General features: G+C 64.4%; 18 protein-coding genes. 7 read left to right on the forward strand and 11 right to left on the reverse strand.

Going from position 1 to position 17,866, the window contains the following annotated elements; genetic code table 11:
* Window positions 1-87: 87 nt before the first annotated feature.
* Window positions 88-2,823: a preprotein translocase subunit SecA gene (gene secA / locus M2343_RS03885; protein ID WP_264575660.1), complete on the forward strand. Its 2,736-nt coding sequence runs from the start codon at window positions 88-90 to the stop codon at window positions 2,821-2,823.
* A gap of 62 nt (window positions 2,824-2,885) precedes the next feature.
* Here secA and M2343_RS03890 read toward each other — a convergent pair whose 3' ends face one another.
* The 8 genes from M2343_RS03890 to M2343_RS03925 all read right to left on the reverse strand — a co-directional run bounded on the left by M2343_RS03890 (window position 2,886) and on the right by M2343_RS03925 (window position 9,527).
* On the reverse strand, window positions 2,886-4,145 hold the full coding sequence (locus tag M2343_RS03890; protein ID WP_264577488.1) for an MFS transporter: 1,260 nt from the start codon (window positions 4,143-4,145) through the stop codon (window positions 2,886-2,888).
* Between the two features lie 141 nt (window positions 4,146-4,286).
* Complete coding sequence (locus tag M2343_RS03895) at window positions 4,287-5,090, reverse strand: TrmH family RNA methyltransferase (protein ID WP_264575661.1); 804 nt, start codon at window positions 5,088-5,090, stop codon at window positions 4,287-4,289.
* A 21-nt stretch (window positions 5,091-5,111) separates the two neighbouring features.
* Window positions 5,112-5,390, reverse strand: a complete 279-nt coding sequence (locus M2343_RS03900; protein ID WP_181559870.1) for an HPr family phosphocarrier protein — start codon at window positions 5,388-5,390, stop codon at window positions 5,112-5,114.
* Window positions 5,387-5,791, reverse strand: coding sequence for a PTS sugar transporter subunit IIA (locus M2343_RS03905; RefSeq protein WP_181559869.1), 405 nt, complete (start codon window positions 5,789-5,791; stop codon window positions 5,387-5,389). Before M2343_RS03905 ends, M2343_RS03900 begins: the two co-directional genes overlap by 4 nt.
* A complete protein-coding gene (gene rapZ / locus M2343_RS03910) occupies window positions 5,788-6,783 on the reverse strand; it encodes an RNase adapter RapZ (protein WP_264575662.1) in 996 nt (331 codons plus the stop codon). Before rapZ ends, M2343_RS03905 begins: the two co-directional genes overlap by 4 nt.
* A gap of 2 nt (window positions 6,784-6,785) precedes the next feature.
* A complete protein-coding gene (locus tag M2343_RS03915) occupies window positions 6,786-7,232 on the reverse strand; it encodes an HPr kinase/phosphorylase (protein ID WP_264575663.1) in 447 nt (148 codons plus the stop codon).
* Window positions 7,229-8,851, reverse strand: a complete 1,623-nt coding sequence (locus M2343_RS03920; RefSeq protein WP_264575664.1) for a sensor histidine kinase — start codon at window positions 8,849-8,851, stop codon at window positions 7,229-7,231. The genes M2343_RS03915 and M2343_RS03920 overlap by 4 nt, the downstream gene beginning before the upstream one ends.
* On the reverse strand, window positions 8,820-9,527 hold the full coding sequence (locus M2343_RS03925) for a response regulator transcription factor (RefSeq protein WP_181559865.1): 708 nt from the start codon (window positions 9,525-9,527) through the stop codon (window positions 8,820-8,822). The genes M2343_RS03920 and M2343_RS03925 overlap by 32 nt, the downstream gene beginning before the upstream one ends.
* A gap of 269 nt (window positions 9,528-9,796) precedes the next feature.
* On the opposite strand from M2343_RS03925, the gene M2343_RS03930 reads away from it, so the two are divergent.
* From M2343_RS03930 to M2343_RS03940, 3 genes are all read left to right on the forward strand, one after another.
* Window positions 9,797-11,404, forward strand: a complete 1,608-nt coding sequence (locus M2343_RS03930; protein ID WP_264575665.1) for a phosphoenolpyruvate carboxykinase — start codon at window positions 9,797-9,799, stop codon at window positions 11,402-11,404.
* Between the two features lie 150 nt (window positions 11,405-11,554).
* A complete protein-coding gene (locus M2343_RS03935; RefSeq protein ID WP_264575666.1) occupies window positions 11,555-12,046 on the forward strand; it encodes a hypothetical protein in 492 nt (163 codons plus the stop codon).
* 59 nt (window positions 12,047-12,105) lie between these two features.
* Window positions 12,106-13,137 carry a mechanosensitive ion channel family protein gene (locus M2343_RS03940; RefSeq protein WP_264603861.1) on the forward strand — a complete coding sequence of 344 codons (1,032 nt, stop codon included), beginning with the start codon at window positions 12,106-12,108 and terminating at the stop codon, window positions 13,135-13,137.
* A gap of 3 nt (window positions 13,138-13,140) precedes the next feature.
* On the opposite strand, the gene M2343_RS03945 is transcribed toward M2343_RS03940, so the two are convergent.
* Genes M2343_RS03945 through M2343_RS03955 form a run of 3 tightly spaced genes read right to left on the reverse strand, consistent with a single transcriptional unit; the run spans window position 13,141 to window position 14,938 of the window.
* The gene (locus M2343_RS03945) at window positions 13,141-13,464 is read right to left on the reverse strand and encodes a YnfA family protein (protein WP_181559861.1); all 324 of its coding nucleotides are present in this window, start codon (window positions 13,462-13,464) and stop codon (window positions 13,141-13,143) included.
* Window positions 13,461-13,946, reverse strand: a complete 486-nt coding sequence (locus M2343_RS03950) for an NfeD family protein (protein ID WP_264603862.1) — start codon at window positions 13,944-13,946, stop codon at window positions 13,461-13,463. The genes M2343_RS03945 and M2343_RS03950 overlap by 4 nt, the downstream gene beginning before the upstream one ends.
* Window positions 13,947-13,963: 17 nt before the next feature.
* Window positions 13,964-14,938: an SPFH domain-containing protein gene (locus tag M2343_RS03955; RefSeq protein ID WP_181559860.1), complete on the reverse strand. Its 975-nt coding sequence runs from the start codon at window positions 14,936-14,938 to the stop codon at window positions 13,964-13,966.
* Window positions 14,939-15,030: 92 nt separating this feature from the next.
* On the opposite strand from M2343_RS03955, the gene M2343_RS03960 reads away from it, so the two are divergent.
* From M2343_RS03960 to guaB, 3 genes are all read left to right on the forward strand, one after another.
* Complete coding sequence (locus M2343_RS03960) at window positions 15,031-15,879, forward strand: HpcH/HpaI aldolase/citrate lyase family protein (protein ID WP_413714717.1); 849 nt, start codon at window positions 15,031-15,033, stop codon at window positions 15,877-15,879.
* Between the two features lie 54 nt (window positions 15,880-15,933).
* Window positions 15,934-16,275 (forward strand): hypothetical protein, encoded by a 342-nt coding sequence (locus tag M2343_RS03965; RefSeq protein WP_264575668.1) that lies wholly within the window; start codon window positions 15,934-15,936, stop codon window positions 16,273-16,275.
* 120 nt (window positions 16,276-16,395) lie between these two features.
* Entirely contained in the window at window positions 16,396-17,853 is a 1,458-nt protein-coding gene (guaB, locus tag M2343_RS03970) for an IMP dehydrogenase (protein ID WP_181559858.1), read from the forward strand.
* Window positions 17,854-17,866: the final 13 nt, after the last annotated feature.

Below are 17,866 nucleotides of genomic sequence, written 5' to 3' on the forward strand. Positions count from 1 at the left end.
CTGTTCGCGCGCTGGCTCCCGGCGCGTTCGCTTGCCGGTGTGTGAACCGGCGCCCGACCTTTCCGTTTTCAGACAGGAATTTCCGATATGCTCGGCGGCGTTGCCAAATTCTTCTTCGGCTCTTCAAATGAGCGTTACGTCAAGTCTCTCAGCAAGACGGTCAATCAGATTGCCGCATTCGAGCCGACGATGGTCGCCATGAGCGATGATGAGCTGAAGGCGCAGACGGCCAAGTTCCGCAGCCAGCTCGCTGACGGCGCGACGCTCGACCAGATCCTGCCCGAGGCGTTCGCGACGGTGCGTGAGGGCGCGAAGCGCGCGCTGGGCCAGCGCCATTATGACGTTCAGATGGTCGGCGGCATCGTGCTCCACCGCGGCGAGATCGCCGAGATGCGTACCGGTGAAGGCAAGACGCTGGTCGCGACGCTCGCGACCTATCTCAACGCGCTGCCCGGCAAGGGCGTCCATGTCGTCACCGTCAACGACTATCTCGCCCGGCGCGACTGCGAATGGATGAGCCAGCTCTACAACTTCCTGGGACTGACCACGGGCGTGATCGTGCCCAACCTCTCCGAGCCGGAGCGCCGCGCGGCTTATGATGCGGACATCACCTACGCCACCAACAACGAGCTTGGCTTCGATTATCTGCGCGACAACATGAAATATGAGCGTGACCAGATGGTCCAGCGCCCGTTCAATTACGCGATCGTCGACGAGGTGGACTCGATTCTGATCGACGAGGCGCGCACGCCGCTGATCATTTCCGGCCCGACGGACGACAAGTCCGAGATGTATATGTCCGTCAACGCGCTGGTGAAGAACCTCGCGGATGAGGATTACGAAAAGGACGAGAAGCAGCGCTCCATCGTGCTGACCGAGGACGGCACCGAGAAGGTGGAGCGGATGCTGGAGGACGCAGGGCTGCTCCAGGGCGCCAATCTCTACGATTTCGAGAACACACAGGTCGTCCACCATGTGAACCAGGCTCTGCGCGCCAACTTCATGTTCCGGCGCGACATCGATTATATCGTGAAGGACGGCAAGGTCGTCATCATCGATGAGTTCACCGGCCGCATGATGGACGGGCGCCGCTGGTCTGACGGTCTGCACCAGGCCGTGGAAGCCAAGGAAGGCGTGAACATCGAGCCGGAGAACCAGACGCTGGCTTCGATCACCTTCCAGAATTATTTCCGTATGTATCCCAAGCTCTCGGGCATGACTGGTACGGCGGCGACCGAGGCGGCGGAATTCTACGACATCTACAAGATGAACGTGGTGACCATCCCGACCAACCTGCCGGTGCAGCGTCAGGACGATCAGGATCTCTTCTACAAGAGCCTTGAGGACAAGTTCAAAGGCATCGCCAAGACCATCGGCGAACATGCCGCCAAGGGCCAGCCGGTGCTGGTGGGTACCGTCTCCATCGAAAAGTCTGAACTGCTCTCCAGCTTCCTCAAGGAAGAGGGCGTCAAGCACTCGGTGTTGAATGCGCGCTTCCACGAGCAGGAAGCCGGCATCGTGGCTCAGGCCGGGCGGCTCGGCGCGGTGACCATCGCGACGAACATGGCCGGCCGTGGCACCGACATCAAGCTCGGCGGCAACCTGGAATTCCGGGTTGAGGATGAGCTCAAGGACATGCCGGAAGGCCCGGAGCGCGATGCCGCGATTGCGCGGATCGAAGCGGAAATCGAGGCCGAGCGCCAGCAGGTGCTCGCCGCCGGCGGCCTGTTCGTGCTCGGCACGGAGCGGCATGAGAGCCGCCGTATCGACAACCAGCTGCGTGGCCGCTCGGGCCGTCAGGGCGATCCGGGTCTGTCCCGCTTCTACCTCAGCCTCGATGATGATCTGCTGCGCATCTTTGGCCCGGATACCCTGTTCGCGCGCATGATGCGCTCAAGCCTGGAGGATGGCGAGGCGCTTCCGCCGTCCAAGTGGATGAGCAAGGCGATCGAGACCGCGCAGAAGAAGGTCGAGCAGCGCAACTACGAAATCCGCAAGCAGGTCGTCGAGTATGACGACGTGATGAATGACCAGCGCAAGGTCATCTATGAACAGCGCAGTGAGATCATGGATGCCGAAACCGTCGGCGACGTCGTCACCGAGATGCGGCACGAGACGATCAACGACATCGTCGGCGCCGCCTGTCCTCCGGGCACCTACCCCGAGCAGTGGAACATTCCGCAGCTCAAGGAGCGCCTTGAGGCGGTGATGAGCCTGACGCCGGACATCGATGGCTGGCTGACCGAGGACGTGGTCGATCCGGAGCTGTTCGTCGAGCGCCTCACCGCGCTGTCCGATGCGGCGCTGGCCGAGAAGGTCAACGATCTCAAGCCCGAGACCTGGGCGCAGATCGAGAAGAGCATCCTGCTGCAGAATCTCGATCATCACTGGAAGGAGCATCTGGCGACGCTCGATGCCCTCCGTCAGGTCGTCCACCTGCGCGCTTATGCGCAGAAGACGCCGATCAACGAGTATAAGCAGGAGGCGTTCGCCCTGTTCGAGCGGATGCTGGAGAACATCCGCGAGGATGTCAGCCGCACGGTGAGCCATGTGCAGTTCCAGATGCAGGACCCGGCACCGCCGCCGCTGCCTGAGCTGCCGGACTTCCTCACCAGCCATATCGACCCGTTCACGGGCGAGGATAACAGCGCGGACATCGATGCCGGCACGCGCGGCTTCATCACCACGACCATTCCGCGCGCCGCGACGGCTGCGGCGGTGGGTGAGGGCAATCCCTATGCCGGTGAGGAAATCAGCCGCAACGCGCCTTGCCCCTGTGGTTCCGGCGAGAAGTACAAGCATTGTCATGGCGCACTCGCCTGACAAGGATCCTGACAAGGATCTGATGGCCGGGCGAGAGCCCGGTCACGTCTTCCCGGCGGCCTTCAGTCTGCCTGCGAGTCCCTCGGCGCCAGCCACACCAGCCCGATGAGGCTGATCACGGCCGCGCCTGAAAGGTAGAGGCCCACAGCGCCCACGCCATGCGTGCTCACCAGATATTGCGCGGCGATGGGTGCCATGGCCCCGCCGATGATGCCGCCAACATTGAAGGCGAAGGATGAGCCAGAATAGCGCACGCGCGGCGGGAAGAGGGCGGTCAGCCATTCGCCGAGCGGGCCATAGGTGAATCCCATCAGCAGCAGCGACATGGCGAGGATGAGGAAGAGCGCCAGCGGATTGGCGGCATCGAACCCGGCGCCGAAGACGATGCCGAGCGGCACCGTCGCGGCGCATCCGGCAATCAGTACACGGCTCGCCGAGCGCATGTCCGACCACCAGCCGGCCACGATGATCCCCAGCGCGAGCATCAGGATGGCCGCAAGCTGGATGGTTAGCACCTCGCTGCGCGCCATGCCGATGTTCACCGTGGCATAGCCCAGCGCGAAGGCCGTGGAGATGTAGAACAGCGCGAAGCAGCAGACGACGGCGAGCGTTCCGGCCATGGTCGCGCGCACATGGCGGGTGAGCAGTTCCGCCAACGGAATGGCTGCCGGCGGCTCGGCCTCCAGCGCCGCCTTGAACTCGGGCGTCTCGCCCATCTTCAAGCGCACCCACAGGCCGATGATGACCAGCAGCGCGCTAGCGAGGAAGGGAAGGCGCCAGCCCCACGCCATGAATTGCGCATCGCTCAGCCAAAGGCCGAGTAGCAGGAACAGGCCATTCGCGGCGACAAAGCCCAGCGGTGCGCCAAGCTGCGGCATCATGCCGAAGCGCGCGCGCCAGCCCGGCGGGGCATTCTCCACCGCCAGTAACGCAGCACCGCCCCACTCGCCGCCAAGGCCGAAGCCTTGGCCAAAGCGCAGGATGCAGAGCAGCAGCGGCGCGACCCAGCCGATCATGGCATAAGTCGGCAGGAAGGCGATCAAGAAGGTCGAGCCGCCCATCAGCATCAACGAGGCGACGAGCGTCGATTTGCGGCCGATCCGGTCGCCATAATGGCCAAACACGGCAGCGCCGAGCGGGCGCGCGAGAAAAGCGAGGGCGAAGCTGGCATAAGCCGCCATCAGCTGCGCTGTCGGCGACGTGGCGGGGAAGAAGAGCGGGCCGAAGACGAGGCTCGCCGCCGTCGCATAGATATAGAAATCGTAGAACTCGACCGTGGTGCCGGCCAGACTCGCGACGAGCACGCGGCGGTGCTTCACCATGGCGGACAGGCCGCTGGGCGCCGGCGTTCCGGCGGTTGCTGCGTCGTTCAAAGTCGGCCCCCTCACATATGACGGCGATGCCCTAGCTCAATTCCGGGCAGCAGCGCTAGATGGCGCGAATGGGGGGTGACAGGAGAGCGATCAGCGCCGGCGCTGCTGGTTCAGCACTTCATAGGCCATCACGGCCCCGGCGACGGAAGCATTGAGGCTGTCCGCACGGCCCATCATCGGGATTTTGACCAGCAGGTCGCAGGCGGCCTCATAATCGGCGGGCAGGCCTCGCGCCTCATTGCCGATCACCAGAAAGGTCGGGGCCTCGTAACGCGGTGCCTGATAATCATGCTCGGTGTTGAGACTGGTGCCGACAAGCTGGCCGGGTCCAGCGCGGAGCCAAGTGAGGAAGTCAGCCCAACTCGACTGCGCGATGGATTGGGTGAAGAGGGCGCCCATCGAGGCTCGCACCGTCTCGACGGAGAACGGATCGACACAGTCATCCACAAGAATCACGCCACCGGCGCCGACTGCGTCGCCGATGCGTAGCAGCGTCCCCAGATTGCCGGGATCGCGCATGGCCTGTGCGACGAACCAGATCGGCGCCGCGCTGCGATCAAGGGCGGGGAGGGGTGTCAGCCGGTCGGGATAGACGCCGACCAGCGTTTGGGCATTGTCCTTGCCGGAAATCTTGCCGAGAATATCCGCGCTGGTGAGGATGACGTCCCCGCCTTGCGCCTCAACCGCCGCGATCAGCTCGTCGGCCAGCGGATGCGGGCGGGCATCGCTCGCCATGAACAGCATCTCGGGCAGGATGCCGCGCTCGCGCGCTTCGGTGAGGATGCGCAGGCCCTCGGCCAGAAACAGGCCTTCGCGCTTGCGCAGCTTCTTTTCCCGCAAGCCGCGCACGCGCTTGACGAGCGGGTTGGAGAAGCCGGTGATTTCGCGGGGCATGGTCAGCAGGGCCGCACAGGATCAGTCTTCGCCGAAGCGATTTTCGACCAGCTCGATGACGGCAGCCAGCGCCGCTGGGGCATCGTCACCGCTCACCGAGACGGTGATATCATCGCCCATGGCGGCGCCCAGCATCATCAGGCCCATGATCGAGGTGCCGACCACTTCCTGGCCATCCTTGCGTACCATGATGGTCGCCGGCAGACTGCTCGCCAGCGTGACGAACTTGGCGCTGGCCCGCGCGTGCAGGCCACGCCGGTTGGCGATGCGCACGGTCGCGCTGGCTGTCTCGCCGCTCAAGTGGCGTCTCCGAGCAGCTCCGAGGCAACGCTGATATATTTGCGGCCCGCTTCCCGTGCGGCGGCGACCGCTTGCGTGACGCTCATATTGCGGCGGGCGCTTTCGAGACGGATCAGCATGGGGAGATTGACGCCGGCGATGACTTCCACCCGCCCTGCGTCGAGCAGGGAAATGGCAAGGTTGGAGGGCGTGCCACCAAACAGATCGGTCAGCAGGATCACGCCCGAGCCATCATCGACGCGCTGCACGGCGGCGGCGATGTCGGCGCGCCGCACCTCCATATCGTCATCGGGGCCGATGCAGACGGTTTCTATGGCCTGTTGCGGCCCTACGACATGTTCCATGGCGACGCGAAATTCCGTCGCGAGCCCGCCATGGGTTACGAGCACGAGTCCAATCATGGTGAGTGTGCGCCCCGCCCTTCGATTTCCGTTGGTACGATTTCTTTTTTGCCCTGGCGCCGGTTCTCATAGGCGTCCAACTGGACTGAATCCAGATTGCGGTGCGCAATGGTGGGCGAAAAGCCTGCCCGGCGCAAGCGTTCTGCGATCTCTTCCGTCACGCACACCGAGCGGTGGCGACCGCCGGTGCAGCCAAAGGCGATGGTGACATAGGCTTTCCCCTCCTCGCTGTAGCGCGGGAGGATGGTGACGAGCAGCTTCTCGATCTGGCCGACGGCCGCCTCGAACAGCGTGTCGGCCATCACATAATCGCGGACATCGGGATCGAGGCCGGTCAGCGGGCGCAGCGTCTCGTCCCAATAGGGATTGCGCAGGAACCGCATGTCGAACATCAGGTCAGCATTGCGCGGAACGCCGCGCGCAAAGCCGAAGGACAGCAAGGTCAGGGTCGATTCGAAACTGCCCGCAAAGCGCTGGCGGATCGCCTGCTGCAGGCCGTTGCTGGTGAGGTCCGAGCTATCGACGACATGCTCGGCCGCGCGGCGCAGCGGTTCCAGCAACTCGCGCTCGCGGGCAATGCCGTCCGCCGCCGGGCGATCCAACGCCAGAGGGTGGCGCCGCCGCGTCTCGGCATAACGCTGCTCAAGCACCGTCCCCGAGCAATCGAGGAACAGCATCTCAACCTCATAGCCAGTGCGCTCGCGCATCGCGGCGATAGCAGAAAGGATGGTGTCGGCCGCAAAGCCGCGCGTGCGGCTGTCGATGCCGATGGCGACCGGGCGGCCCGCCTGTTGCTCATGACCGGCCGGCAGCGGGGCAGCCAGCAGCCGGTCGAGCAGCACCAGCGGCAGATTGTCGACCGTTTCCCAGCCGGCATCTTCGAGCGTGCGCAGGCTGGTCGATTTGCCGGCGCCCGAAAGGCCGGTGACCACCAGGATGCGCTTGGCGCCGGGAGCATGGGAGACAGGTGACAGGGCAGGGGGCTGGTCCATGCCTACCCCTTCGCCTGCCCATCGAGACGAAGCAATGCCCATTCGGCCTTGATCGGGGCGGAAGGCTCCAGACCGGCCAGCACGACCAGCGGCAGTTCGACACCCAGAAGGGAGAATGTGGAGCCGATGTCAGGCATGCGCACGGGCGCTTCATCCAGTCTGATCGCAAGACACGCAATCACGCCACCGACATGGGGCGTTTCGACAATGCCAAGGTGGCGAATTTCCAGCTTGCCCGCAATGGTTTCCGGCGCGTCAAGGATCAGCTTGCCGTCCCGCTTTGAGGCGCGGGTGTAATCGTCGCTGATCAGCATCGCGCCGCGATCGATCAGGCGCAGGGCAAGGTCCGACTTGCCGGACCCGGTGCCGCCGATCAGCAGCACGCCCTTGCCCCCGATGGCGACGCTGGTGGCGTGGATGGTTTGGCAATGGGCGAGATCGTCGCTCATGTGCCGCTGCGCGCCTTCGCGCTGTTTGGCGGGGGCACATCCTGCTCGGCCAGGGGCAGGGTCACGACAAATCGCGCACCGGCCTTGCCATCGAGGCGCGCCTCGACATGGATGGAGCCGTGGTGGCCCTCCAGAATGGTGCGGGCGATGGCAAGACCCAGGCCGCTGTGATTGCCAAAGCCGTCCCGCTCCGGACGCACGCTGTGGAACCGCCGGAAGATCGCTTCCCGCTCGCGCTCCGGCACGCCGGGTCCCTCGTCTTCCACTGCCACGATAGCCTTGCTGTCTTCGGCTGACAGCGTCAGGCGAATCCGCCCGCCATCGGGTGAGAAGGAGCGGGCATTGTCGATCAGATTATCCACCACGCGGACCAGTTTCTGCGGGTCACCGGAGACGAACACGGCGCCACGGCCCGGCCCTGCATAGCTCAGGCGAACGGCGGGGCCATCCTCCCGCGGTGCATGATTGCGGACCATGCGGCCGATCATGCGCCCGAGATCGATGGTCTCGAACGGTGTGCGCGAGAGCTGTGCGTCGATGCGGGTTGCCTCGGCAATGTCGCTGACCAGCCGGTCGAGCCGGCGCACGTCGTCCTGTGCGATGGCGAGCAACTTGGCCTGCAGGGCCGGGTCCTTGATCTGGGCCAGGCCCTCGAGGGCCGAGCGCAGCGACGCGATGGGGTTCTTGAGCTCGTGACTGACATCTGCCGCGAAGGCATCGGTCGCATCGATGCGCTGGCGCAAAGCCTGGCTCATGTCGGAGACGGCGCGGGCCAGCATCCCGATTTCGTCGCGCCGATCCGGCAGGCGCGGCACGATGACTTCCCGCGCGCGCCCCAGGCGCACGCGCACCGCAGCCCGCGCCAGTCGTCGCAACGGGAGCACGATGGTCCGGGCAAGAAAGAGCGAGAGCAGCACGGACACGAGAATTGCCGCCGCAAAGACGAGCGCAATGCGCAGGCGCTCGGCACGGACGATATCCGTGATGTCCCGCGTGTTGGCTGTCGCGAGCAGCACATCGCCGCGCCCGGCTTCATCGAGCGGGCGTGCGACGCTGAGGAAAGGCGTGCGGTCCGGTGCGAACCGATAGGCCGAAGCGGGCGCGCGGGTGCGCGCGGCTTCGCGGGCTTCCGGCCAGGCGTCGCGGCGATCCTGTGCCGGCTCCTTCACATAGGCAGGACGGTCGGCGAGGGCGATGGTCTCGACAACGCGGTCCAGGACGCGCGCCAGCTTGATGTGGAGCGGATCGCGCATCGGATCACGCAGCGTGTAGCTGGGTGGGACGAGGCGAAAGCTATCGGCCAATTTGGTCCCGTCCGCATCATAGATGCGCAGCCGCAAACCCGTGGTCTGCGCTGTGCGCAGCAGCAACCGGGCGCGATCGCTGGCCGGAGCTGTCTCCATCGCAGCAGCGATCAGGGCGGTTTCCCGGCTAATTGACACCAGCCGGCCATCGATCAGCCGCGCACGATAGCTGTCGAGATAGAAGAAGCCGCCAGCCAGAATGGCAAGCGCGAAGATGTTGACCGCGAGGATCCGCCGGGTGAGCGAGATGCGCGTGGTCCATTCGCCGCTCGCCAGGCGCTCCTCATTCCTCGTTGAAGCGATATCCGGCGCCATAGAGCGTATCGATTGCGTTGAACTCGGGAGCGACTTCGCGGAATTTCCGGCGCAGGCGCTTGATGTGGCTGTCGATGGTGCGGTCATCGACGTAGATGTCGTCCTGATAGGCGGCATCCATGAGTTGATTGCGGGTCTTCACGATGCCGGGCCGCTGGGCCAGCGCCTCGAGAATCAGGAACTCGGTGACGGTCAGCGCGACGTCCCGGCCATCCCATTGCACCCGGTGGCGGGCGGGGTCCATGCTCAGCCGGCCGCGTGCGATGGTTTCGGTCTCGCCTTCGCCGCTATTATCATCGCGCGGCTGGCTGAGCGCCGTGCGGCGCAGCAGCGCCCGGACTCGCGCAATCAGCAGCCGCTGCGAGAAGGGCTTGGCGATATAATCGTCCGCGCCCATCGCAAAGCCGAGCGCTTCGTCCAGCTCGTCGGTCTTGGAAGTCAGGAAGATGAAGGGCAGATCGCTCTTCTCCCGCAGCCGGCGGAGCAACTCGATGCCATCCAGATTGGGCATCTTGATGTCGCACACCACGATATCCGGCGGGTTCTCGATCAGCGCCTTGAGCGCAGCCTGCCCATCGGGATAGAGTCGCGTCATGAACCCTTCCGCGATCAGGGCGATGCTGAGCGAAGACAGGATGTTCCGATCGTCGTCGACCAGGGCGATGGTAGCGCTCATCGAGCTTTGCGCCGATCCTCTGACTATTGCTGGTCATTCGGCCTAGACGAACGCGGGACCGGGCGCAACCTGGGCCGGGCGGACGATAGGGAATCCGCTGTTTTGTCCCGCCACCGGACGAAAGCGACAGATGCGCGGCACTGCACAACGGGTGGCGTTTGACGCTGGGCCATCAAACCCTTATGCGCCGGGGAAGGGGCTGAATTTGAAGTTTTCTCGCGGAGGACGGCCGTAGGAGCCCGCCCTGCGTTTTTGCTTAGGAGACAGGTGTGCAGGTTATCTCTTCCTTTGGTCTTGGCGACCAAGGCATATCGACGTCGGCTGACGTCAAATGGAATCTTCTGACCGCGCCGTTGGTGGAAGAAGCGGTTCGCAACGGCGAGGGCGTGCTGGCCAAGGATGGGCCGCTGGTCGTCGAGACCGGCAAGCACACCGGCCGCAGCGCGAAAGACAAATTCATTGTGCGCGATGGCACGACCGAGGACACGGTCGCCTGGGGCGATGTGAACGTGCCGATGACACCGGCGCAGTTCGCTACGCTCAAGGCCGATTTCTTCGCCGCGCTGGGCGAGAAGAAGCAGCTTTACGTCGCCGACCTGTTCGGCGGGTCGCAGCCCGAGCATCGCGTCAACGTGCGCGTGATCAACGAGTTTGCCTGGCACAATTTGTTCATCCGCACGCTGCTCGTGCGCCCCGAGCGCGATGAGCTGGCGGGCTTCAAGCCCGAATATACGATCATCGATCTGCCGACCTTCCGCGCGGACCCTGCCAAATATGGCTGCCGCAGCGAGACGATCATCGCGGTCAACTTTACCGAGAAGCTGATCCTGATCGGCGGCACGGCCTATGCCGGCGAGATGAAGAAGTCGGTCTTCTCCATCCTCAACTATCTGCTGCCGGCCAAGGGCATCATGCCGATGCACTGCTCGGCCAATATCGGCCCGAATGGTGACACGGCGGTCTTCTTCGGCCTGTCCGGCACCGGCAAGACGACGCTCAGCGCCGATGCCAGCCGCACGCTGATCGGAGACGACGAGCATGGCTGGTCGGATACTGCCGTCTTCAACTTCGAGGGTGGCTGCTACGCCAAGATGATCCGCCTCTCGGCCGAGGCCGAGCCGGAAATCTACGCGGTTACGAAGCGCTTCGGCACGGTGCTGGAAAATGTCGTGATCGATCCCGACACGCGCGAGATCGATCTGGACGATGCGACGCTGGCGGAGAACAGCCGCGGCTCCTACCCGATCGACTTCATCCCCAATGCCTCGGACGACAATCTCGGCCCGGTGCCGAAGAACATCATCTTCCTCACCGCCGATGCCTATGGCGTGCTGCCGCCGATCGCGCGTCTCACGCCCGATCAGGCGATGTATCACTTCCTCTCGGGCTATACCGCGCGCGTCGCGGGTACGGAAATCGGCGTGACCGAACCGCAGGCGACCTTCTCGACCTGCTTCGGCGCCCCATTCATGCCGCGTCGCCCGAGCGTCTACGGCAATCTGCTCAAGGAGCGGATCGCCAAGGGCGGCGTGAAGTGCTGGCTGGTCAACACCGGCTGGACCGGCGGCAAGGCGACTGATCCGGGCATCAGCCGCATGCCGATCAAGGTTACGCGCGCGCTGCTCAACGCGGCGCTCGATGGCAGCCTGAACAACGCCGAATTCCGCATCGATCCCAATTTCGGGTTCGAGGTGCCGGTGGCCGTGGGTGATATCGACCCCAATATGCTCGATCCGCGCGCCGCGTGGAGCGACAAGGCGCGCTATGACGAGACGGCCGCCGAACTGGTCGGCAAGTTCGTCGCCAACTTCGCGCAGTTCGAGGCCGACGTGGACGCATCCGTCCGCGACGTGCTGAAGGCTCCCGTCGCGGCCTGAACCCGCGCCGACTGACACCTTTCGAGACTTATGAGCGGCGGCTGCCCATGCTAGGGTGGCCGCCGTTCTCATATCTGCGGGGGGTGCGCATGAGCAGATGGAATGGCCTGTCCGGTCGCAGATGATGCCGCGCAAGCTTAGGGCGCCGTCGTGACGACAGATAACAATCATCGCTTGTTCGGCGATGTCGCCGCCGTCCGCGCAGTCGGGGAGGGGCTGCTGGATTGCACCTTGCCGCGCGAGCGGTGGACACATGAGGCGCACCTCGCTGCCTGTCTCTGGCTGATGATTGAGCGACCGAACATGGATCTGGATCATGAGGTCGCGCCGATCATCCGTCGCTACAATGCCAGCATGGGCGTGCCGAACGATGATCGCCACGGCTATCATGAAACGATCACGCGCGCGTTTCTCGCCGGGGTGCGGCTTTATCGGGCCGAGCATATAGGCGGTGATCTGCTCGATCAGGTCAATGGCCTGCTGACCTCAGCGCAAAGCGCGCGGGATTGGCCGCTCAATTTCTGGTCGCGTGAGCGCCTCTTCTCGGTCGAAGCGCGGCTGTCCTACAAGCCGCCGGACCTGGAAACGCCTGCGCTGGCAGCGTTGCTTCCCTATCTGCCGCGGGAACCGGATCGCGCCTGAGCAGTAAAAGGGACATGTTTCCCCACCATTGGACCCTGCCGCCATTATTGGAATCGCTGATGCTGGGCGTTCTCGCCGTTCTGGCGGCTCTGGCTCTGCACTGGCTCAGCGTGCGGGTGCTGCGCCGTCTGCTGACCCATGCGCATTCTGAAGGTGGCCTCGCCTTGCTCCGCCGGGCGCAATGGCCGTCGCGCTGGCTGCTGGTTGCCTTCGCGCTGGCGTTCCTCCGTCCGTCGCTAACGTTGGGAGAGCGCGGTCACCTGATCTGGAGCCAGGCGGCGGCGATGATCGTGCCGGGATTGATCGGCTGGCTGGCCGTTGCCCTCATTCGGGGCACGCAGGATGTGGTCGAACAGCGAACGGATATCAGCGTAGCCGACAATCTCCGCGCCCGGCGAAAGCGCACGCGGACGGGCATTCTCGGCAGGATCGCCGTGGTACTGGTGATCTTCATCACCCTGTGCCTCATGCTGTTCAGCATCCCCTCGGTGCGGGCGGTGGGTGTGACGCTGATGGCCTCGGCCGGCCTTGCGGCCTTGGCGGTCGGCGCGGCTGCGCAGCCCTTGCTCAAAAACGTAATCGCGGGCATCCAGCTTGCCTTCACCGAGCCGATCCGCATCGATGACGTTGTCATCATCGAAGGCGAATGGGGCAAGATCGAGGCGATCTACATGACCTATGTGGTCGTGGCGGTGTGGGACGAGCGACGGCTGGTCGTGCCCATCTCCCGCTTTCTCGAAGACAGTTTCCAGAACTGGACTCGCTCGACAAGTCAGTTGCTTGGTTCGGTTTTCTTCCATCTCGACCCAACGGCCGATATCGATCAGTTGCGGGCCCGCTATGAAGCGATCGTGGCTGCCTCGCCGCTTTGGGATGGGCGGGTGAAGGTGCTTCAGGTGACGGAGGTGCGCCCGGACGCTATCGAGGTGCGCGGCCTCGCCAGCGCGCGCAATGCGGGCGAGGCCTTCGACCTGCGCTGTGAGATTCGTGAGAAGGTGCTGGCCTTCATCCGCGATGAGATGCCTCAAGCGCTGCCCCGTCACCGCGGCCTGCTGGCGCGGGATGTAACCGAACGCGTGAACGCGGGGTGATCGCTAGGCGGTGCGTGGCCCAAAGAGAATGATCGCGGCGCCGCATAAACAGACAACGCCGCCCAGCAGATCCCAGCGATCCGGCCTGGTGCCCTCCGCAAGCCAGAGCCAGAGGAGGGCGCTGGCAATATAAACACCCCCATAAGCGGCGTAAGTCCGCCCCGCATAATCGGCTTCCACCAGCGTGAGAAGCCAGGCAAAAACCGCCAGCGAGGCGAGGCCGGGGAGCAGCCAGAGCGGTGATTTGTCGAGCCGCAGCCATGCCCAGAATGCGAAGCAACCGGCGATCTCTGCCAGCGCCGCGCCGATAAAGGCGAAAGCGGTCATTCCGGCTCCGGCATGTCCTTGCCGTCACGGGCCAAGTCGGGCGGGGCGAGCGGAGTGGGCAGGGGTTCGACAATCAGCGCCGCGCCCTTGGTGCCCGTCACCCGCACATAGCTGCCGGCATCTGCATCCGGCCCGGTCGCCGTCCAGCTTCCGTCATCCACCCTCACCCGGCCGACGCCATGATTGATCGGTTCGACCACCAGCAGTTCGCGGCCAACAAGGCGGGCGGCCCGGTCATTGAGCATCGGGTCTTGGGATGCGACCGGGCGGGCGAGATACCAGAGCCGTCCGCCGCTGACCGAAATCGCGGTGAAGATGGCAAAGGCGAGCAGCTGGAAGGCCGGGTTGATCGGCAGAACCAGACTGAGTCCGGCCGTGAGGGCTGCAGCCACGCCCAGCCAGATGAGAAACACGCCGGGCACGATGATCTCCGCCCCGGCGAGGATCACCGCGAACACACCCCAGAGGATGGAAGGATGCATGCCGTCCAGCATCGGCGTCACGGCGTCCGCGTGTGAGGCACGCCGGTGCCGGACACGGGCCGTGCAGGCGGCGTTGCACCATGATCTCCCAGCGCTTCCTTGGCGAGCTGGCCGATGCCGCCGAGCGTGCCGATGAGCTGGGTGGCTTCCACCGGGAAGAGGATGGTCTTGGCGTTGCTGGAGGTCGCGAACTTCTCCACCGCCTCGACATATTTCTGCGCCACGAAATAGTTGATCGCCTGGGCATTGCCGCCCGCGATGGCCTCGCTCACCACTTGCGTCGCTCGTGCCTCGGCCTCCGCCTCGCGCTCGCGGGCCTCGGCGTCGCGGAACGCAGCCTCACGCCGGCCCTCGGCTTCGAGGATCTGCGCCTGCTTGGCGCCTTCGGCCCGCAGGATCTCGGCGCTCTTGAACCCTTCGGCATCGAGGATATTGGCGCGCTTCTCACGCTCAGCCTTCATCTGCCGGGCCATCGCGTTCACGATGTCCTGCGGCGGGCGGATGTCCTTGATCTCGACGCGGGTGATCTTGACGCCCCAGGCATTGGTGGCGTGGTCCACCACGCTCAACAGCCGGGCGTTGATTTCATCCCGCTTGGAGAGGGTCTCGTCCAGGTCCATCGACCCCATCACCGTGCGCAGATTGGTGGTCGAGAGCTGGAGCAGTGCCGTATTGAGGTGGCTCACCTCATAAGCGGCCTTGGCGGCATCCAGCACCTGGAAGAACACCACCGCATCCACGGCCACCATGGCATTATCGCGGGTAATGATTTCCTGAGACGGAACATCAATCACCTGCTCCATCATGTTGATCTTGCGGCCGACCCGGTAGAAGAAGGCGGGATAGATGTTGAAACCGGGAGACGCGACTTCCGTGAACCGTCCGAACCGCTCAATGGTGTAGCGATGGCCCTGCCGGACGATCTTCACGCTGGCAAACAGATAGAAGATCACCAGAATGGCGATGAACATTGCGAACGTGACCAGATCCATGGTCGATAGCCTCCTGCGCTTGCGGTCGCTACTATGGCCCTTCAGAACAGTGCCGGAAAGCGGAATCGGCAGGATAAGAGGATTGAAAAGGCATGCAGAAGCGTCGTCCGGTCGAAAGAATTGATTTGCCGTTGCGCCTCGTACGGACGCTGCTGTTCGTACCGGCCTCGCGCCCGCGCGCGATCGAGAAAGCGCGCCAACTCGACTGCGACTTCATCATCCTAGATCTCGAGGATTCAGTGATCGCCGAAGACCGCGACGCGGCCCGGCAGCGCGCCGTGGAGGCTGTGCAGGCCGGGTTCGACGGGCGCCCCTGCGCCATCCGCATCAATGCCGAGGGGCGGCCCGAGCACGGGCTGGACATGGTTGCGGCGCGCAGTGCCGGCGTGCCCTATGTCATCGTGCCCAAGGTGATCGAGGCGCGGCAGGTCCACGACGTCAATCGCGTCACGCAACGGCCGGTCATCGCGATGATCGAGAGTCCGGCGGGGATCATCAATGCCTTGTCCATCGCGCGCGAGCCAGGCGTCTCGGCGCTGGTCGCCGGCACCAACGATCTGCGCCGGGGCTTGGCCGTGCCGCCTGATGCACCGCGCAGCGCGATTTCCTACTCGCTCCAGTCGATCGTGCTGGCAGCGCGCGCCGCAGGAGTGGCCGCGTTCGACGGGGTCTACAATAATCTGGAAGACCCGGCCGGTCTGGCCGCCGAGTGCGACGAAGGGCGGCAGATGGGGTTCGATGGCAAGACCATTATCCACCCCAGCCATATCGATATCGCCAATGATGCCTTCTCGCCCAGCGGCCCGGCGGTGGAACAGGCCCGCGCATTGGTCGACGCCTTTACCGGCGGCGCCCAGCGCTATGATGGGCGCATGATCGAGGCGATGCACGTCGAGGAAGCCAAGGCGATCATCGACCGGGCCGAGCATCTGCGCAGCTAGGCTTTGGATCGCTTCGTAACGGATCGCTAACCTGCTTTCTTTACGAATCGCTACATGGATATTCCCGCCGCTTATGTCGCCCTGGTGGAGGGAAGCCTGCGCTTTCTCGCCATTTCGCACGAGCGCGGGCACCTGATCGGCGGCTTGCTGCTCTATGCTATGGTCGCTGCCTGGCCGCTCACGCGCCGCCATCCGGCGTTGCCATTTGCTGTGGTGGCGCTGGCCGAGCTCATCAACGAGAGCCTTCAAGCGGCCTATTACCGGTCGCTGCGCCTCGACGATACACTGTCCGATCTGGTCTGGACGCTGGCCGTGCCAGCCCTTCTGCTCGCGTTGACGCAGATGATCGCCAGCGATCGTGCGGAGCGCGGGGTGGCCCGTCCTGCCCTCGGATAGACGTAAACCACCCTTCGCGCCCTTCTCTTTGACGACCCCCTAGCCCTGCACGGGGGAAATGGTTACATGGGCCGCCACTGATTCCCCCAAGGGGTCTCTCCAGATCAGGTGGCGACATATATGGACATTCGGCTCGGCCTCACTTTCGACGACGTGCTTCTTCAGCCGGGCGAGTCCGATGTGCTGCCGAGTCAGGCCGATGTGTCCACGCGGGTCAGCCGCAACATTTCGCTGAATATCCCCATTCTTTCCTCGGCCATGGATACCGTGACTGAGGAAGACATGGCCATCGTGATGGCGCAGCTTGGCGGTATCGGCGTCTTGCACCGCAATCTCTCCATCGAGGAGCAGTGCGCGGCGGTGCGTGCGGTCAAGCGGTTCGAGAGCGGCATGGTCGTCAACCCGATCACCATTGGCCCGGATCAGCCTTTGTCCGAGGCGCAGGCGCTGATGGCGCGGCACAAGATCAGCGGCATTCCGGTTGTGGAGTCGACCGGCAAGCTGGTCGGCATCCTGACGAACCGCGACGTGCGCTTTGCCGAAAACCCGGCCCAGCCGGTGCGCGAGCTGATGACGCATGAGAATCTCGCGACCGTGCGCACCGGCGTTTCGCAGGACGAGGCCCGCCGCCTGCTGCATCAGCGCCGGATCGAGAAGCTGCTGGTGGTCGATGATGCCTTCCGCTGCGTGGGCCTCATCACCGTCAAGGACATCGAGAAGGCCGTCACCTATCCGCAGGCCACCAAGGACGCTTCCGGGCGCCTGCGCGTCGCCGCGGCAACGACGGTCGGCGACAAGGGTATCGAACGCACCGAAGCGCTGATCGACGCCGAATGCGACCTGATCGTCGTCGATACCGCCCATGGCCACTCCAAGATGGTGGCCGAGAGCGTCGCGCGTATTCGCAAGCTTTCCAATGAAATCCAGCTGGTGGCGGGTAATGTCGCGACCGCCGAGGCCACGCGCGCGCTGATCGACGCCGGGGCGGACGGCGTGAAGGTCGGCATTGGTCCCGGTTCGATCTGCACCACGCGCGTGGTCGCCGGTGTCGGCGTTCCGCAGCTCACCGCGATCATGGATGCGGCGCAGGAAGCGCTCAAGAGCGGTATTCCGGTAATCGCCGATGGCGGCCTGCGCACCTCGGGCGACGTTGCCAAGGCGCTGGCTGCGGGCGGCGCTGCGGTGATGATCGGATCGATGCTGGCCGGCACGCAGGAAGCACCGGGCGAGACGTTCCTCTATCAGGGCCGGGCCTATAAGAGCTATCGCGGCATGGGCTCCGTCGGCGCGATGGCGCGCGGCAGCGCGGATCGCTACTTCCAGCAGGACATCAAGGATCAGATGAAGCTGGTGCCGGAAGGGATCGAAGGCCAGGTGCCCTATAAGGGGCCGGCGCGCGATGTCATCCATCAGCTCGTCGGCGGTGTGAAGGCCGCCATGGGCTATACCGGCAGCAAGACGATCCGCGAACTGCAGGAGCGCGCCCGCTTCGTGCAGATCACCAATGCCGGCCTCTCCGAGAGCCATGTGCATGACGTGACGATTACGCGTGAAGCGCCTAATTATCCCACACGATAACGATATCAGCCCT

It is taken from the genome of Sphingobium sp. B8D3B (assembly GCF_025961875.1).
In the GTDB taxonomy this organism is placed as follows: Bacteria; Pseudomonadota; Alphaproteobacteria; order Sphingomonadales; family Sphingomonadaceae; genus Sphingobium.

What these genes read in the sequence shown, in the direction of transcription:
- secA (WP_264575660.1), top strand. Translation starts at nt 88, where the DNA reads ATGCTCGGCGGCGTTGCCAAATTCTTCTTCGGCTCTTCAAATGAGCGT.
- M2343_RS03890 (WP_264577488.1), bottom strand. Translation starts at nt 4,145, where the DNA reads ATGGTGAAGCACCGCCGCGTGCTCGTCGCGAGTCTGGCCGGCACCACG.
- M2343_RS03895 (WP_264575661.1), bottom strand. Translation starts at nt 5,090, where the DNA reads ATGCCCCGCGAAATCACCGGCTTCTCCAACCCGCTCGTCAAGCGCGTG.
- M2343_RS03905 (WP_181559869.1), bottom strand. Translation starts at nt 5,791, where the DNA reads ATGATTGGACTCGTGCTCGTAACCCATGGCGGGCTCGCGACGGAATTT.
- rapZ (WP_264575662.1), bottom strand. Translation starts at nt 6,783, where the DNA reads ATGGACCAGCCCCCTGCCCTGTCACCTGTCTCCCATGCTCCCGGCGCC.
- M2343_RS03915 (WP_264575663.1), bottom strand. Translation starts at nt 7,232, where the DNA reads ATGAGCGACGATCTCGCCCATTGCCAAACCATCCACGCCACCAGCGTC.
- M2343_RS03920 (WP_264575664.1), bottom strand. Translation starts at nt 8,851, where the DNA reads ATGGCGCCGGATATCGCTTCAACGAGGAATGAGGAGCGCCTGGCGAGC.
- M2343_RS03925 (WP_181559865.1), bottom strand. Translation starts at nt 9,527, where the DNA reads ATGAGCGCTACCATCGCCCTGGTCGACGACGATCGGAACATCCTGTCT.
- M2343_RS03940 (WP_264603861.1), top strand. Translation starts at nt 12,106, where the DNA reads ATGCTGGGCGTTCTCGCCGTTCTGGCGGCTCTGGCTCTGCACTGGCTC.
- M2343_RS03945 (WP_181559861.1), bottom strand. Translation starts at nt 13,464, where the DNA reads ATGACCGCTTTCGCCTTTATCGGCGCGGCGCTGGCAGAGATCGCCGGT.
- M2343_RS03950 (WP_264603862.1), bottom strand. Translation starts at nt 13,946, where the DNA reads ATGCATCCTTCCATCCTCTGGGGTGTGTTCGCGGTGATCCTCGCCGGG.
- M2343_RS03955 (WP_181559860.1), bottom strand. Translation starts at nt 14,938, where the DNA reads ATGGATCTGGTCACGTTCGCAATGTTCATCGCCATTCTGGTGATCTTC.
- M2343_RS03960 (WP_413714717.1), top strand. Translation starts at nt 15,031, where the DNA reads ATGCAGAAGCGTCGTCCGGTCGAAAGAATTGATTTGCCGTTGCGCCTC.
- M2343_RS03965 (WP_264575668.1), top strand. Translation starts at nt 15,934, where the DNA reads ATGGATATTCCCGCCGCTTATGTCGCCCTGGTGGAGGGAAGCCTGCGC.
- guaB (WP_181559858.1), top strand. Translation starts at nt 16,396, where the DNA reads ATGGACATTCGGCTCGGCCTCACTTTCGACGACGTGCTTCTTCAGCCG.